This is a genomic window from Sorangium sp. So ce375 (assembly GCF_051473855.1).
In the GTDB taxonomy this organism is placed as follows: domain Bacteria; phylum Myxococcota_A; class Polyangia; order Polyangiales; family Polyangiaceae; genus Sorangium.
Genome location: NZ_CP150335.1, coordinates 4,753,051 through 4,768,762 on the forward strand (window position 1 = coordinate 4,753,051; position 15,712 = coordinate 4,768,762).

Sequence of the window (15,712 nt, forward strand, 5' to 3'; positions counted from 1 at the left end):
CGGGGGTGGGCTTGTGGCTGCGCCGGATCAGGGGTGCCGCGCCCTTACTGTTTCAGTGGCGGCCCGGTGTGACGGTAAATGGCGCCTCCGGCACCGACGACGAAGGAATATCTACCTGTGCCCCATATGCCATTGAGCAGCAAGTCTGTTCTCGAGTTGAATTGCATCCAGGATATTCCGTCGTAGTGCAGGAGGGTGCCTCTGTTGCCGACAGCAAAGACATCGTGCGGCTCGCTTCCCCACACGCCAGAGAGCGATTCCGACACTTGCGATGCCATCGTGTTCCAGCGCTGGCCGTCATAGTGCAGGATGGTGCCTCCTTCGCCGACAGCAAAGACGTCGTGCTGTCCGATTCCCCGTACGCCATAGAGCCCGTTCGACGTGGGCGATGCCATCGTGCTCCAGCTCTGGCCGTCGTAGTGCAGGATGGTGCCTACTTCGCCGACAGCAAAGACATCGTCCGGCCCGTTCCCCCATACGCCATAGAGCCCGTTCGACGTGGGTGATGTCATCGTGTTCCAGCTCTGGCCGTCGTAGTGCAGGATGGTGCCTCTGTTGCCGACAGCAAACGCATCGCGCAGCCCGTTTCCCCATACGCCATAGAGGCCGTTCGGCGTGGGCGATGCCATCGTGTTCCAGCTCTGGCCGTTGTAGTGCAGGATGGTGCCCCTGTAGCCGACAGCAAAGACATCGTGCGGCCCGTTCCCCCATACGCCATAGAGCCCGCTCGACGTGGGCGATGTCATCGTGTCCCAGCCTCGGCCGTCGTAGTGCAGGATGGTGCTTTCGTCACCGATGGCAACGACATCGTGTGGTCCGCTTCCCCATACGCCACGGAGCCTGTTCGACGTGGGCGATGCCATTGTGCTCCAACTCTGGCCGTCGTAGTGCAGGATGGTGCCTCTGTAGCCGACGGCAAAGATATCGTTTGGTCCGCTTCCCCATACGCCATAGAGCGATTCCGGCGCTTGTGACGCTATCATGTTCCAGCTCTGGCCGTCGTAGTGCAGGATGGTGCCTCCGTCGCCGATGGCAAAGGCGTCGTGCGGCCCGCTGCCCCATGCGCCGTAGAGCGATTCCGATGCTTGTGATGCTATTGTGTTCCAGCTCTGGCCATCGTAGTGCAGAAGGGTGCCTCCGAAACCGAAAGTGAAGACATCGTGCGGCCCGCTGCCCCACACGCCATAGAGAAATGTCGATGTTTTTGAATCCATCGTGTTCCAGCCCTGGCCGTCGTAGTGCAGGATGGTGCCTCCGTCACCGATAGCAAAGGCATCGTGTGACCCGCTGCCCCACACGCCATAGAGCAATGCCGATGTTCTTGAATCCATCGTGTTCCAGCCCTGGCCGTCGTAGTGCAGGATGGTGCCTTCCTCGCCGACAGCAAAAACATCGTGCGGTCCGCTGCCCCACACGCCACTGAGCCGTGCCGACGTCTTCGAATCCATCTGGTTCCAGCTCTGGCCGTCATAGTGCAGGATGGTGCCTTCCTCGCCGACAGAAAAGACATTGCGCGGTCCGCTGCCCCACACGCCACTGAGCCGTGCCGACGTCTTCGAATCCATCTGGTTCCAGCCCTGGCCGTCGTAGTGCAGGATGGCGCCTTCCTCGCCGACAGCAAATATATCGTACGGCCCGCTACCCCACAGATTAATCAAAGAGAAATCCGTGCTGGTTTTGTGGCGACGCCAGTTCCAGTCTCCACACGAATCTGTGGATAGTTCATCGCAGGCGCTTGTGCATCCAGGTCGACCGAAGTCGTAGCGAAGCTCCACGCATGACGTGATCACCGGCAAGGCGGTGTCACATTTTTCATCCGCTGACTTTTCTCCGTCGCCGCAACCTAACAACTTGCAGTCGCTTCGGCAGCGCCCACCTAGCGTAGCATTCTGCATCCCATTGCACATCGCCGCGGTGGGCTTGACGTCACCTGCACCGCAATCGCAAATCTCGCCGTCCGCTTCATCAACGACGCCATCGCCGCACATGTTACAAAGGTGGCTCCCGTCTTCCTGACGGGCGCAGTAGAGGCCGATGGGACAAAACCCATCGCCGTTGTCGCACTCGACCGCGCCCCGGAGGCACGCACCCGTGATGGCGATCAACACCATCACGAACACCACCGCCACTGCATGACGAATCGCTCCTCCGCCTTGCCATCCGCCCGAGCCCATCGGGTTGAGATCCACGTCCCGCCTTTGCATTCTCCACTCGCTTTCTCTCGCCCGACGGCCGTGCAGCTCGCCCGGCGCGCATCGCGCCGCACGTCATGTGCGGCGCAATCATACACCCGGCCACGCGAGCTCGGGGACGTTCTTCACCGAACGCCAGGACCAAGCCGGAAGCCCTGGGGCGGGTCAGGGCGGGGCCTTTGGGTCTCCGATGATTAGGGCTCCAGAGGGCGACCCACCCCGCGATCTGGGGCGCGTGTCGGCGGCGCGAAGTGATTCAGGGCCACGCTGGAGCGCTCAGCGCCGGCGCGGAGCGGCGCAGGGCGATGGGGGCGCTCCAGCGCAATCTTCGGACGGTTCACACCCATCTCTTGCGCAGGACAGCAATGGTTCGACGCCATGGATGACACCTCATGATCCTGGGAACGCGTTGCCCCCGCGCTGACTGGAGCGGCGTCCTCTCTTTGCGGTCGGCAGTAGATCGCCGGGGAAGCCGGTGGCTCAGAACACGAGCCGGGCGGACAGGATCGCCGCGTCGAACGACACGGCGGGGTGGACCTCGAGCTTCACGCCGCCGCGATCCTCGGTGCGGTAGGACATCGGTCTGTTCATGAAGACGAGGACCGTTCCCGTCATCGCGGTCGCTCCGCCCGCGATGAGCGCGCCGATCGCGAATCGTTCCTCAATGACGCTGGCGTCGTACTCGTCGTCGCGCAAAGGCTTGCACGGCGGATTGCACTCGCGGTTGAGGCGATCGGTCGTCGCAGCGTGATCCGTCCGGGCATCCCACTCCAGCCCCGCGCCGACGGCGCCCAGCGCGATGCCCGCGCCAAACGTGGCCCAGGGGATCCATACGGGCCACCTCTGGGTGGTGACCACGGTGTCGACGCTCAACGCGAGCTGCCCCGATGCCTCCTTGCCAGCGAGCACGACGATGGGCTTGACGACCGTGAAGTAGCCAATCTTCCTCGCCGTGACGACGTGCTCTCCTTGCATCACCATCCGCCGCCGGGTGCCGGGGCCGACGAACCAAGGCTTGCCGTCGAGAAGCACGGCGGCGCCCGGCTCGTCACAGCGGATCTCGATGGCGGCGAGCTCCTGCTCCACGAGCGCGCGCATCGTCGTGCGCGCCTCCTGCTCCGCGTCGGGATCGAGCAACCCGGGCCCCCATTGCAGCGACATGCGCAGGTTGTCGTAGGCCAGCAGCGGCAGACCGATGCTCGCGAGCGCCCGTCCCAGGTAGAGCCGGAGTTCGGGATGCTCCCAGACCGCCAGCGCCTGTTCGTATTTGGCCCGCGCCTCCGCGAGCATCATGCGCCGGTGCAGCTGCCGCGCCTCGTCGAACAGCGCCTGAGCCTTCCGTTTGCGGTCCTCGGGGACTCCCCGGTGCCATGGCAGCGTCGATGACGACGCTGCTGCTGGAGTCGGCGGCAACGGCGAGGGCGATGAGGGCGGCGCGGTCGAGGGGGGCGACTCCGCCCTCCCGGGCACTCGAGCCAGCGGCGATGGCGACGACGACTCTGCCGTTGGCGGCGCCGCCTGGGCTCCTGCAGGCGGAGCGTACAGGGCCATCAGCGCGATGGACGCGAGGCGCTTCAGGCAGGAGAGGCCGATCTGAATAATTCGTTTGCGGGTCGTCACGACGACAGCCAAGTGCCTCTCCTCGGGGCGCCACCGAACTTCGAGCGCGCTTTCGCACCGGGCCCTCGGGCGCGGCGAGCAGATGTCGTTGCCTAGACTACACCTGCGGAGGTCCTTCTGTGAAGCGCCGGCGCGAAGAATGCCTGGGTTACCTGGGACACTCGGAGTGCGATGGTGGTCGAAATTCGGTCGCACATGTGCGGAATCACGGGCTCGATCAGGGCTCTTCCGGACACTGCCCGGTTTTGGCGGCCGCGGGGAGGTCGCGGTGCAAGCGGGAGATGCAGGGCGAGGCGGAGGAGGCCCGAAAGCGCACGGAGACCGAGGACGGGGCGGCCCGCGTGGCGGCAGTCGTGGCGCGGACGGCGCGGGACACCGCGCAGCGGTCCGAGTCCGAGGTGCGCCTCGCTCAGGTAAAGGCCACCGAGGAGGAGCGGAACGCGAGGGAAGCGGCCGAGGTGGCGGTGCAGAGCGAGCGCGCGTGGGAGGCGCTGATCGAGCGGACGGCAGGGACGTTCAAGGAAACGTTGAAGTAGCGGGTGCGCCACGGGAGGGGCGCCGCGGGACGTGGGCGGCGGGACTCGTCACGTCGCGGGTGCCCTGAGGGCGGATTCCGTTGCCGAATTGAACTTTAGCCAGGAGCTACCGTCGTAGCGCAAGAACGTGCCTCAGAGCCGACCGCGAAGACATCGCTCGGCCCGCTTCCCACACGCCATAGAGCTATGCCGATATCGGCGGTGCCATATGCCGCCATCTCCTGCCGTCCGTCCCGCCGGCGCGCTCGGAGGCGCAGTTCCGCGACGCGCTCGAGGTGACGCGCACGGCCACGTTCACCCCAGAGGAATGGGAGGTATACGAACGCGTGATGATGGCGGAACAGGCCGCTCGCGGGGCGCTCGCGGCGGCGCGCCAGGAGGGCAGCCCCCTGGCGCCCTCAGCGCTGCTGCGCCCCGAACCGCGCCTTCGCCGCGTCCACCGCGGCCTTCGTCCACTTGTCGACCTCGTCGTCCGTCAAGGTCCGCTCGGCCGACCGGAACCACAGCGCGAACCCGAGCGAGTGGGTCCCCGGCGGGAGCTCTTCGCCACGGTACCTGTCGAACATCTCGACCTTCTCGCAGCGCTCCCCCGCGGTCGTCCGCAGCACCTCGAGCACATCGCCCGCCGGCACGTCGAGCGGCAAGAGCAGCGCCACGTCGTGCCGCATCGCCGGGAAGCGGCTCGGCTTCGCGGCCACCGGCGCCTTGTACGCCGCGGCCACCGTCGCGAGATCCAGCTCCGCCACGACGGCCCCGCTCGTGATCTCCAGCGCTTCGCGCACGTCCGGGTGGAGCTCCGCCACGTACCCGACCTCGCGGCCGTCGAGCAGGACGCGGGCGCCCTTCTTCGGGTGCGCCCACGGCGGCGCCTCGCCCGAGAGGTCGAACGCCGGCGTCACGCTGCCCGCGAGCTCCGCCAGCACCGCCTCGACCACGCCCTTGCCGTCGTAGAAATCGACGTCCTCGGGCCGCGTCAGATAGCTGTCGCGCGGCCCCGCCAGGAAGATCGTGAGCCGCGTCGGCTCGTTCACCGGCGGCCGCTCGATCCGCGGCAGAGGGCTCGCGCCGCTCGCTTCGCCCTGGTGCGGCAGGAACACCTGGCTCACCTCGAACAGCCGCACCCGCGGCACGTTGTACCGCTGGGAGCGCTGCACCACCGTGAGCAGCCCCGGGACGAGCGACGGCCGCATCACCGATTTCTCCTCGGAGAGCGGGTTGAGCAGCCGCAGGAGCGACGCGTCGTCGTAGCGCGCCGCCTTCAGCTCCTGGGGCGACAGGAACGAGTACGTCACCGCCTCGTGCAGCCCGATCCCCGTGCAGATCTGCCGCACCTTGCGCCGCAGCCGGTAGTCGCCGCGGGCGCCCGCGGGCGCCGCGCCCACGCGCGGGAGCCGGCTCGGGATCTGGTCGTAGCCGGCGACGCGCGCGACCTCCTCGATGAGGTCGATCTCCTCCGCGATGTCGGGCCGGTGCTCCGGCACCTCCACGAGGAGCCGGTCCGCCTTCTGCTCCAGCACCGAGATCCCCAGCGTCTCCAGGATCTCGCGCGCCCGCGCCGGGGCCTCGGCCCCGATGATCCGCTGGTACCGCGAGAGCCGCAGCGTCAGGCGGCGCGGCGCGCGCGGCGCGACGTACGCGTCGATCGGCTCGCCCGCCGCCTCGCCGCCCGCGAGCTCGCAGATGAGCGCGCTCCCGCGGTCGCGCGACAGGGGGACGCCCGAGATGTCGACCTCCCGCTCGAAGCGGTGCGACGCCTCGGTGTGGAAGCCGTACCGGCGCGCCGACCTGCGGATACCGCGCGGCTCGAAGTACGCCGACTCCAGGAACACCCGCCGCGTCGTCGCGGTGACGCCGCTGTCCGCGCCCCCGATCACGCCCGCCAGGGCCACCACGCGGTCCGCGTCGGCGATGACAAGGTCGTCCTCGTCCAACGTCAGCTTCTGCCCGTCGAGCGCGACGAACGCCTCGCCCGGCTGGGCCCTCCGGATCTCGATCGGCAGCCGCAGCGTGTCGAGATCGAAGGCGTGGAGCGGCTGCCCCCGCTCGAGCATCACGAGGTTTGTCGCGTCGACGATGTTGGTGATCGGCCGCACGCCCAGGCGGCCGAGGCGCACCCGCGCCCAGAGCGGCGAGGGGCGCACGCCGACCCCCTCGATCACCTGGCCGTCGTACCGGGGGCAGCGATCCCCGTCGCGCACTTCGACGGCCGCAGGCGCTAGCACGGCCGCGGGCGCCGCGGCGCCGCTCGCCCGCGGCGCGGCGACGGCGGGCGGCCGGAACGGCAGGCCGAGCACCGCGGCCACGTCCCGCGCCACACCCAGGTGCCCCAGCGCGTCAGGCCGGTTCGGGGTGACGCTCAGCTCGATGATCCAGTCCTCGAGCCGAGGCTCCCAGTCGAGCAGCGATTGCCCAGGCCGCCCGCCCTCCACGGTCAACAGACCCTCATGGCTCGATCCGAGCCCGAGCTCGTCCTCGGCGCAGAGCATGCCGGGCGACGTGAAGCCCGCGACCGCCTTCTCGGTCAACGTCACGAGCGCGCCGCTGCGGTCGAGCACCTGCGCCCCCACGGGCGCATAACAGACGAGCGCCGGCGCCGCCGGGATGACCGGCGCGCCGCACGCGACCTCAACGCCTTCTCCGCCCGCACCGCCCGCGTCCACACGGACCACCGTGAGGCCCTTCTTGCCCGCCGGGTGCGGCCGCGTCGCGACGACGCTCGCGAGGACCACCGAGCGCAGCGAGGCGCCGACGTGCGTCACGCGGTCGACCTCGAGCCCGCCGCGGCCGAGCGCCGACGTCACCGCGTCGACGCCGGGATCGGCGCCGAGGATCTCTTGAAGCCACTTGTAGGATATCAACATGGGGAATCGGGGCTGCGGGCGAGGGGCAGCGGCCTAGAGGCTTCCGAGGAAGCGGACGTCGTTCTCGTAGAAGGCGCGGATATCGTCGACGGCGAACTTCATGTTGGCCGTGCGATCCACGCCGATGCCGAACGCCAGCCCCGTGTATTCCTCCGGGTCGATCCCGACGTTCCGGAGCACCGTCGGGTGGACCATGCCGCACCCGAGCACCTCCAGCCAGCCCGTCCCCTTGCACTGCGGGCAGGCGCGGTTCTCGCCGAAACAGACGAGGCAAGACACGTCGAGCTCCGCGCTGGGCTCGGTGAAGGGGAAGTAGCTCGGCCGGAAGCGCGTCCTCGTGGCCTCGCCGAACATCCGGCGGCTGTAGACCTCGAGCAGGCCCTTCAGATCGGCGAAAGACACGTCGCGGTCGACGACGAGCCCCTCGATCTGCACGAACATGGGGCTGTGGCTCGCGTCGTCGTCGCGGCGATACACGACGCCGGGCGCGACGATCATCACCGGCGGAGGGTGGGAGAGCATCTCGCGCACCTGGACCGGGCTCGTGTGCGTGCGCAGGAGCACGTTCTGGCCAGGATCGCCGGCCATGTAGAACGTGTCGTGCATGTCCATGGCCGGGTGATCCGCCGGGAACCCGAGGAGATCGAAGTTGTAGCGCGCGAGCTCGATCTGCGGCCCTTCGGCCACGTCGAACCCGAGCCCGACGAAGATATCGACGATCTCGTCGAGGGTCCGCATGATCGGGTGCGACCGCCCGGGCGCGCGCCAGCGGCCGGGGAGGGTGATATCGAGGGGCGGCGCGGAGAGCTCGCGATCGCGCGCGGCGCGCTTGATCCTCGCCGTCGCCTCCTCGCGGGCGCGCTCCACGCGGCCCTTGACGGCGTTGAGGCGCTGGCCGAGCGCCTTGCGCTCCTCGGGCGCCGCGCCGGGCAGCTGCTTCATCAGCGCATTGAGCGACCCGCGGCGCCCGAGCAGGCTGGCATACAGGCGGTTCAGCTCATCGAGATCGCCGGCTGCGGCGAACTGGACGTCCACCGTGCGATCGACCTCGTCGATGAGGCGGCCGAGTTCGGGACCACTCATTGCCGCCCCCCTTACCGCGAAGGCCATGGCAACGCAAGACGTTGACCTCCCGCGCCGCGCCCAGCTGCTCGCGCCAGCCAGCGCGCTGCCCGCACGCGTGATCCGGAGGCTCGACGACCACGACCGCGGCGGACGCGCCTCGGCAGGGTGGGGGCCCCGGCTCGCGCGAGCGCCGCGTGGGAGTTGCGTGTCCACCGCCGGTGTCGACAACGTCAACCGTGTCAACCCGAGGTTTACGGGCTCTCGACTGCATCTGCCCATCTGAGTCGAGATTCGCACTCTCATCGCGCCGAGGACGTCTGGGCCGTGGCGCTGCGACCGCCCTGGTCGTCGCTGGCCCGTCGCTTGCTTCGTGTCGGTGTGAGCGTTGACAGACGCGGGCGAGCGCGCCTGAGCGCGAGCGCCGCGAGCATTTCAATCGATGAGCGAGCCACGTCAAGCGTGCTCGTCGGGCTCCCTTTTGCCCTGACGACAACCCTGTTGCTTGCGCTGCTGCCGCTCCACCACACCACGAGATCGGCGCACCGTGAATCCCATCATCCATCTCTCTTGCGATCCCGAGCACGATGTCCGCCGCGACCCGCGGCGCGGCGCGATCTCCGCTTTGCTCGGCGCGGCGCTCTGGGTGTCTCCAGCGGTCGTGAACGGGCAGCCGCAGCCACCTCCCACGACGACACCGGCGCCAGCCGCCACGACGACACCGGCTCCAGCCGCCACGACGACGCCGACTCCGGCGCCGGTGCCGGAGAGCGGCTTCTTCTTCGGCGGCGTCGGCCGCGTCGTCGCAGCCACGGACGCCGAGATGGGGCCGGGGCGAGACGCCGATATCGTCTTGAGAGGCTCGCGCCTCGACGAGTCCACGTACATCCAGATGGACCTGGAGCGCCAGGATCACTGGGAGTCCACGGGCGCCACCACGCGCGTCGCCGTCCGCCTTGTCGTGGACGCCCCGACCCTCCACTACAACAACGCGCGGCCGTGGAACATCAACATGTCGGTGCGCAACGCCTTCGTCGAGGAGCGAGACCTCGGCGTCAAGGGCCTGTCCGTGTGGGTCGGCTCGCGCCTGTACCGCGGTGACAACGCCGAGCTGCTCGATTTCTGGCCGCTCGACTGGCTGAACACGCTGGGCGGGGGCGTCCGTTACGACCTGCCCTCGAAGCGCACGTATTTCGCGGCGCACGCCGGCGTCAACCGGCCGCTCTCGCCGTATTACCTGCAGACGGTGGAGCGCCCGCCGGCGCTCAACCAGCCCGGCGCGGCGAACGTCAACCTCCTCGATCGCCAGCGGCTCATCACGAGCTTCAAGGCGAGCCACACCGTCCCGGTCGGGGAGAAGGGCGGCGTCAAGGGCGTGCTGTACGGCGAGCTGCACCAGCTGCCGTCAGGCACGCGCGAGACGGCGGAGGCCGGCGTGGTCGAGCGCCTGCCGCACGACGCCGGATACGTCGTCGGGGCGCAGATCAGCCCGTTCACCGGCGTGGACAACGGGCACGTGCACGCGTTCCTCCGCTACGCGGGCGATCTCGCGGCGTACGGTGAGTTCGGCGCCCCGACCCAGCCCGCGCCGGACGGCACCGCGCGCGGCGCGCACGAGCTGCTCTTCACGTTGAGCGGCAATTACGAGACGGGGCCGCTCGGCCTGATGGCGGCGGGATACGTGCGCTCTTTCCGCAACGCCAGCGAGCAGCTCGATTTCGCGGATCTGGACGAGGGAATCTTCCTCGTGAGGCCGCACCTCTACCTGCGCGACTGGGGAGGTGTCGCCGTCGAGGCCTCGTACCAGGCGCAGCGGCGGGGAAAGGTGCCGCCGCCGGCCGAGGCCGGGGCGGAGGGCGCGCACCCCGCGGCGAGCCACCACAGCGCGAGCCTCGTGCGTCTCGGGCTCGTGCCGTTCCTGAACGCCGCGGGCAAGGGCGATTTCAAGCGCCCGCAGCTCCGGTTCATCTGGCTCGTGACCCGGCGCGACGAGGGAGCAAAGGCGCTCTATCCGCAGGACGACGTCTTCAGCCAGCGCACGTGGGAGCACTTCATCGGCCTGAACGTCGAGTGGAACATCAAGGCAAGCCCGGCGTTCTGACGCAGCCGCGCGGCTCCGGGGATTCATCGCATCCATTCGTCAATACGCTTAACGAAGCGAGGAAAGGTCCTTGTCCATGAAGCCAGTGAACCCTGAGCAGGTCGTGATCCGCGCGACGGCGTCGCACAGGGGGCGAAAGCTCTCCGTGACGCCGGCGGACAGCCCGATGAAGCGCCTCCATTACGGTCGGATCCTGCTCGACGGGAGCACGCCGGAGGCGCGATTCGAGACCTCCGGACGCGAGGTAGGGCTCCTTTGTATGGCCGGCGAGTGCGCCGTGCACGTGAACGGCGCGGAGGCGATCGCGCTCGGGCGGTACGACGCCATCTATGTGCCTCGCGGGTCGGCCGTCGAGGTGCGCACGACCTCGTCGGTCGATCTCGTCGAGTGCGGCGCCGAGGTGAAGGGTGACTATCCCCTCCAGGTCGTCCGCTACAGCGACGTCGAGCGGGACCCGTCGCTCAAGTTCAAGGCGGGCGGCGACGCCACGACGCGAGAGCTCAGCATCCTGCTCGGCAAGAACGTGCAGGCCGGCCGCATCGTCGCCGGCTTCACGCGCTCGGCGCCGGGGCACTGGACCAGCTGGCCTCCGCACGAGCACACCGACCTGCTCGAGGAGATGTACGTCTATTTCGATATGCCGCCTCCGGCGTTCGGCGTGCAGCTCGTCTACACGGCTCCGGCGGCGCCCGAGGTGGTCACGGTGGTGCGGGACGGCGACGCCGTGCTGATGCCGGCAGGCTATCACCCGAACGTCGCTGCGCCGGGGCACTCCATCAACTTCGTCTGGCTCATGGCCGCGCACCGCGAGCGCGAAGATCGGGTGTTCGGGGTGGTCAACGTCCAGCCGGAGTTCAGCCAGCGCGGCTCCGGGCTCGAGGCGAGCCTCAAGTAACGAGCAGGGGAGCGGGCCTGCGTCAGGCGGATCGAGGTGAGGAGGATAGCTTCATGGTGATGAGATCGGAGTCCACGACCGGCATCGCCGATGCGCCGGAAGGAGCGGGCGCCGGCGCCGCGCCGCCGGCGGCCGGCATCGGGCGTTATCGGTGGGTGATCTGTGCTCTCTTGTTCACGGCCGCGACGATCAACTACGTCGACCGGCAGGTCCTCGGCGTCCTCAAGACGACGCTGCAGAAGGACCTCGGATACAACGACATCGATTACGGCAACATCGTCACGTCGTTCCAGGCCGCTTACGCCATCGGGATGCTGACGATGGGCCGCCTCATGGATCGCATCGGGACGCGGCGCGGGTTCTCGTTCGCCGTCGGGTTCTGGAGCCTCGCGGCGGCGGCGCACGCGCTCGTGGGCAGCGCCGGGGGGCTCTCCGCGGCGCGGTTCGCCCTCGGCATCGGCGAGGCCGGCATGTTCCCTGGCGCCCTCAAGACGATCGCGGAGTGGTTCCCCAAGAAGGAGCGCGCGCTCGCGACAGGCCTGTTCAACTCCGGCACGAACATCGGCGCGATCGTGTGCCCCCTCGCGGTCCCGTGGATCGCGGTGGCCTGGGGGTGGCGCGCGGCCTTCGCGCTGACCGGCGCGCTCGGGGCGCTGTGGATCGTCGCCTGGATGTTCCTGTACCGCCCCCTCGCGGAGAACCCGCGCGTCACGCCGGAGGAGCGCGCCTACATCACGAGCGAGCCGTCGCCGGCGCCCGGCAAGGTCGGCTGGCTCAGCCTGATCCCGCACCGCCAGACGTGGGCGTTCGCGATCGGCAAGTTCATGACCGATCCGTTCTGGTGGCTTTACCTGTTCTGGGTCCCCGACTTCCTGAACCGCAAGCATGGATTGAACCTCCTCCAGATCGGCCCGCCGCTCGTCACGATCTACCTGCTCTCCGACGTGGGCAGCATCGCCGGCGGGTGGTTCTCCTCGACGCTGATGCGCCGCGGCTGGACGGCGAACGCGGCGCGCAAGACCGCGATGCTCGCCTGCGCGCTCGGCGTGGCGCCCGTCTTCCTCGCGACGCGCACCGACTCGCTGTGGGTCGCCGTGCTCCTCCTGGGCCTCGCCACCGCCGCGCACCAGGGCTTCTCGGCGAACCTGTTCACGCTCACCACGGACATGTTCCCGTCGCAGGCCGTGGGATCGGCCGTCGGGTTCGGCGGCATGGCCGGGGCCATCGGCGGGATGCTCATCGCGCAGATCGCGGGGCGCGTCCTCCAGGTCACAGGCAGTTACTCGACGCTGTTCATCATGGCGGCGTCCGCCTACGTGCTCGCGCTCGCCATCATCCACGCGCTCGTGCCGCGGCTCGAAGCCGCGAAGTTGAAGCAGGGATAAGACAATGACGAACGATCCGTTTCGTTTGGACGGCAAGGTCGCGCTCGTGACGGGCTCGGCCACGGGGATCGGCGCCGCGATCGCGACGGCGCTCGCGGCGGCAGGCGCGGACATCGCGTGTCACGGCAGGGACGAGCCGGGCGAGGCCACCATGGCGGCGGTGCGGAGGCTCGGGCGGCGCGCCACCGGCACGGCCGCGGATCTCGCGGATCGCGCCTCGCACGCGGAGCTCGTCCGGAGGGCGACCGTCGAGCTCGGGCGCCTCGACATCCTCGTGAACAACGCAGGTCTCATCCGGAGGTCGCCGGCCGTCGACTACTCCGACGAGGACTGGGATCTCCTGATCGAGGTCAACCTGACGTCCGCGTTCCGCCTGTCGCGGCTCGCCGGGAAGCAGATGCTCGAGCAAGGGTCGGGCAGGATCGTCAACATCGCCTCGCTGCTCTCGTTCCAGGGCGGGATCCTGGTCCCGGCCTACGCGGCGTCCAAGGGCGGGATCGCGCAGCTGACGAAGGCGCTCGCGAACGAGTGGGCCGGGAGGGGCGTCAACGTGAACGCGGTCGCCCCGGGGTACATCACGACGGACAACACGGCGGCGCTCAGGGCCGACGAGGCTCGGAGCCGGCAGATCCTCGATCGGATCCCGGCGGGGCGCTGGGGGGAGCCGAGCGACATCGCAGGAGCGGCGCTGTTCCTGTGCTCGGAGGCGAGCAGGTACGTCCACGGCCACGTGCTGGTCGTCGACGGCGGGTGGATGAGCCGTTGAGGAGCATGACGATGAAGATCCGAAGTGCAAAGAGCTGTGCGTGGGACCAGGTGAGCCTCGGGGAGGTGATGCTGCGCCTCGACCCGGGAGAGCGGCGGATCCACACCGCGCGGACGTTCGAGCTCGGGGAGGGCGGCGGGGAGTACAACGTGGCGCGGGGGCTGCGGCGCTGCTTCGGGCTCCGGACGGCCGTCGTCACGGCGCTCGCGGACAACCCGATCGGGCGGCTGATCGAGGACCTGATGCTCCAGGGCGGGGTCGACGCCTCGCACGTGCGCTGGGTCGACTACGACGGCGTGGGCCGCGAGGCGCGCAATGGCCTCAATTTCACGGAGCGCGGCTTCGGGCCGCGCGCCGCCGTGGGGTGCTCGGACCGCGGCCACAGCGCGGCGTCCAGGCTGAAGGCCGGCGATCTCCCGTGGAAGGCCATCTTCGGCGAGCGCGGCGCCCGCTGGTTTCACACCGGCGGCATCTTCTGCGCGCTCTCGGAGACCACCGCCGGCGCGGCGCGGGAAGCCATGGAGGTCGCGCGCGAGCACGACGTGCGGATCTCCTACGATCTCAACTACCGGCCTTCGCTCTGGAAGAATTTCGGCGGTCAGGAGAGGGCGCGCGAGGTCAATCGGGCCCTCATGCCGTACGTCGACTGCCTCTTCGGCAACGAGGAGGATTTCGTCGCCGCGCTCGGCTTCGAGGTGCCCGGTGTGGACGAGGGCTACCGCCAGCTCGACACGACGGGGTTCCGCCGGATGATCTCCGACGTCGTCGCGGCGTACCCCAACATCTCGGTCGTGGCCACGAGCCTCCGGACGGCCAGGAGCGCGAGCGTCAACGGCTGGGGCGGCATCCTGTACTGCAAGGGCGAGTTCTACGAGGTAGCCCAGCGAGACATCGAGATCCTCGATCGCGTCGGAGGGGGCGACTCGTTCGCCTCGGGGATCATCTACGGGCTCCTCTCGGAGCAGAGCCCGGAGTGGGCGCTCCAGTGCGGCGTCGCGCACGGGGCGCTCGCGATGTCGACGCCGGGCGACACGTCGATGGCGTCGCTCGCCGAGGTGCGGCGGGCGATGAGCGGAGCCAGCGCGAGGATCGAGCGATGAATCAAGCGAGGAATCGAGAGATGGATCGAGGGTTGAATCGCGCGATGGACAGAGAGCAAGTCGTCCGCCGCATCGAGGAGATCGGCGTCGTCCCCGTGGTGCGCGCGCCGAGCGGCGCGCTCGCCGTGCGGGCCGGTCGCGCGCTGTGCGCCGGCGGGATCGAGGTCCTCGAGATCACGATGACGGTCCCGGACGCCCTCGCCGTCATGCACGAGCTCACCTCACGGATGGGGAGCCACGTCCTCGTCGGCGCGGGCACGGTGCTCACCGCGGACGCCGCCCGCGGGTGCATCGAGGCCGGCGCGCAGTTCATCGTGAGCCCGGGGCTCAACCTCGAGGTCATCCAGGCGGCGCGCGAGCTGGGGAAGGCGGTGTTCCCGGGGGCGCTCACCCCGACCGAGGTGATCGCAGCGTGGAGCGCCGGCGCGGACGCGGTGAAGGTGTTCCCGTGCTCGGCGATGGGCGGCGCGAAGTACCTGCGCGCGCTGCGGGGGCCGCTCCCGCACGTGAAGATGCTGCCGACCGGCGGGGTCAACCTCGCGACGGCGCGGGATTTCATCGAGGCCGGCGCCGTGGCGCTCGGGGTCGGCGGCGAGCTCGTCGACGCCGCCGCGCTCGAGGCCGGCTGCGATGAGGTCATCACGGAGCGCGCGCGTGAGTTCCTGTCCGTGGTCCGGTCCGCGCGGGCCGGGATCGAGGAGCGCGCCTGAGCGGGGCCGCCGCGAGGCGCTGGAGGAAGCATGAGTCATCTGAAGAAGATCGATGTCCCGAGCCTGGCTCGCGTGCCGGCCGACGCGGTGGAGTTCTTCACCCCCGAGCCGGGGCTGAGGCGCCGGGTGCTGGCCCACAACCCCAACCTGATGCTCGTCGAGCACCACATGGAGGTCGGCTGGGCCGGGGCGCGCCACAGCCATCCCCACGATCAGCTGGTCTACGTCATCTCAGGACACCTCAAGTTCTCGTGTGGAGACGAGGAGTTCGAGGCGCGCTCCGGGGACAGCTTCGTCGTCCGCGGGGGCGTCGAGCACCAGGCCTGGGCGTTCGAGCCCTCTGTCGTGCTCGACGTGTTCACGCCGTCGCGCGAGGACTACATGTCCTGAGCGCGGCGCGCCGGTCAGACTCTCCAGTTCACCCAAATCATCATGTCTTTTCGACGGGTCGTGCGACCGACACCGCGACCCTGTGCGATTGAGG

Annotated in this window: 12 protein-coding genes; 8 read left to right on the top strand and 4 right to left on the bottom strand. The window is 69.2% G+C overall.

Annotated elements, in window-relative coordinates; translation table 11 throughout:
- Window positions 1-44 precede the first annotated feature (44 nt).
- On the bottom strand, window positions 45-2,189 hold the full coding sequence (locus WME90_RS17640) for a glucosyltransferase-I (protein WP_437282310.1): 2,145 nt from the start codon (window positions 2,187-2,189) through the stop codon (window positions 45-47).
- A gap of 483 nt (window positions 2,190-2,672) precedes the next feature.
- Window positions 2,673-3,824, bottom strand: a complete 1,152-nt coding sequence (locus tag WME90_RS17645) for a hypothetical protein (RefSeq protein ID WP_437282311.1) — start codon at window positions 3,822-3,824, stop codon at window positions 2,673-2,675.
- A gap of 269 nt (window positions 3,825-4,093) precedes the next feature.
- On the opposite strand from WME90_RS17645, the gene WME90_RS17650 reads away from it, so the two are divergent.
- Window positions 4,094-4,348 (top strand): hypothetical protein, encoded by a 255-nt coding sequence (locus WME90_RS17650; protein WP_437282312.1) that lies wholly within the window; start codon window positions 4,094-4,096, stop codon window positions 4,346-4,348.
- Window positions 4,349-4,746: 398 nt separating this feature from the next.
- Here the strand turns inward: WME90_RS17650 and pheT are convergent, their stop codons facing one another.
- Complete coding sequence (gene pheT, locus WME90_RS17655; RefSeq protein ID WP_437282313.1) at window positions 4,747-7,209, bottom strand: phenylalanine--tRNA ligase subunit beta; 2,463 nt, start codon at window positions 7,207-7,209, stop codon at window positions 4,747-4,749.
- A gap of 33 nt (window positions 7,210-7,242) precedes the next feature.
- Window positions 7,243-8,292 (bottom strand): phenylalanine--tRNA ligase subunit alpha, encoded by a 1,050-nt coding sequence (gene pheS / locus WME90_RS17660; RefSeq protein WP_437282314.1) that lies wholly within the window; start codon window positions 8,290-8,292, stop codon window positions 7,243-7,245.
- A gap of 526 nt (window positions 8,293-8,818) precedes the next feature.
- On the opposite strand from pheS, the gene WME90_RS17665 reads away from it, so the two are divergent.
- The 7 genes from WME90_RS17665 (at window position 8,819) to WME90_RS17695 (ending at window position 15,618) form a co-directional block, all read left to right on the top strand.
- Entirely contained in the window at window positions 8,819-10,372 is a 1,554-nt protein-coding gene (locus WME90_RS17665; RefSeq protein WP_437282315.1) for a carbohydrate porin, read from the top strand.
- 76 nt (window positions 10,373-10,448) lie between these two features.
- The gene (locus WME90_RS17670; RefSeq protein WP_437282316.1) at window positions 10,449-11,267 is read left to right on the top strand and encodes a 5-deoxy-glucuronate isomerase; all 819 of its coding nucleotides are present in this window, start codon (window positions 10,449-10,451) and stop codon (window positions 11,265-11,267) included.
- 83 nt (window positions 11,268-11,350) lie between these two features.
- Window positions 11,351-12,652 carry an MFS transporter gene (locus WME90_RS17675; RefSeq protein WP_437283620.1) on the top strand — a complete coding sequence of 434 codons (1,302 nt, stop codon included), beginning with the start codon at window positions 11,351-11,353 and terminating at the stop codon, window positions 12,650-12,652.
- 4 nt (window positions 12,653-12,656) lie between these two features.
- Complete coding sequence (kduD, locus tag WME90_RS17680) at window positions 12,657-13,418, top strand: 2-dehydro-3-deoxy-D-gluconate 5-dehydrogenase KduD (protein ID WP_437282317.1); 762 nt, start codon at window positions 12,657-12,659, stop codon at window positions 13,416-13,418.
- Between the two features lie 5 nt (window positions 13,419-13,423).
- Window positions 13,424-14,518 carry a PfkB family carbohydrate kinase gene (locus WME90_RS17685; protein ID WP_437282318.1) on the top strand — a complete coding sequence of 365 codons (1,095 nt, stop codon included), beginning with the start codon at window positions 13,424-13,426 and terminating at the stop codon, window positions 14,516-14,518.
- A 44-nt stretch (window positions 14,519-14,562) separates the two neighbouring features.
- On the top strand, window positions 14,563-15,228 hold the full coding sequence (locus tag WME90_RS17690; RefSeq protein WP_437282319.1) for a bifunctional 4-hydroxy-2-oxoglutarate aldolase/2-dehydro-3-deoxy-phosphogluconate aldolase: 666 nt from the start codon (window positions 14,563-14,565) through the stop codon (window positions 15,226-15,228).
- Window positions 15,229-15,258: 30 nt separating this feature from the next.
- Window positions 15,259-15,618 (top strand): cupin domain-containing protein, encoded by a 360-nt coding sequence (locus tag WME90_RS17695; RefSeq protein ID WP_437282320.1) that lies wholly within the window; start codon window positions 15,259-15,261, stop codon window positions 15,616-15,618.
- Window positions 15,619-15,712: the final 94 nt, after the last annotated feature.

Coding starts and splice junctions, on each gene's coding strand:
- WME90_RS17650 (WP_437282312.1), top strand. CDS start 4,094: ATGCAGGGCGAGGCGGAGGAGGCCCGAAAGCGCACGGAGACCGAGGAC.
- pheT (WP_437282313.1), bottom strand. CDS start 7,209: ATGTTGATATCCTACAAGTGGCTTCAAGAGATCCTCGGCGCCGATCCC.
- pheS (WP_437282314.1), bottom strand. CDS start 8,292: ATGAGTGGTCCCGAACTCGGCCGCCTCATCGACGAGGTCGATCGCACG.
- WME90_RS17670 (WP_437282316.1), top strand. CDS start 10,449: ATGAAGCCAGTGAACCCTGAGCAGGTCGTGATCCGCGCGACGGCGTCG.
- kduD (WP_437282317.1), top strand. CDS start 12,657: ATGACGAACGATCCGTTTCGTTTGGACGGCAAGGTCGCGCTCGTGACG.
- WME90_RS17685 (WP_437282318.1), top strand. CDS start 13,424: ATGACGATGAAGATCCGAAGTGCAAAGAGCTGTGCGTGGGACCAGGTG.
- WME90_RS17690 (WP_437282319.1), top strand. CDS start 14,563: ATGGACAGAGAGCAAGTCGTCCGCCGCATCGAGGAGATCGGCGTCGTC.
- WME90_RS17695 (WP_437282320.1), top strand. CDS start 15,259: ATGAGTCATCTGAAGAAGATCGATGTCCCGAGCCTGGCTCGCGTGCCG.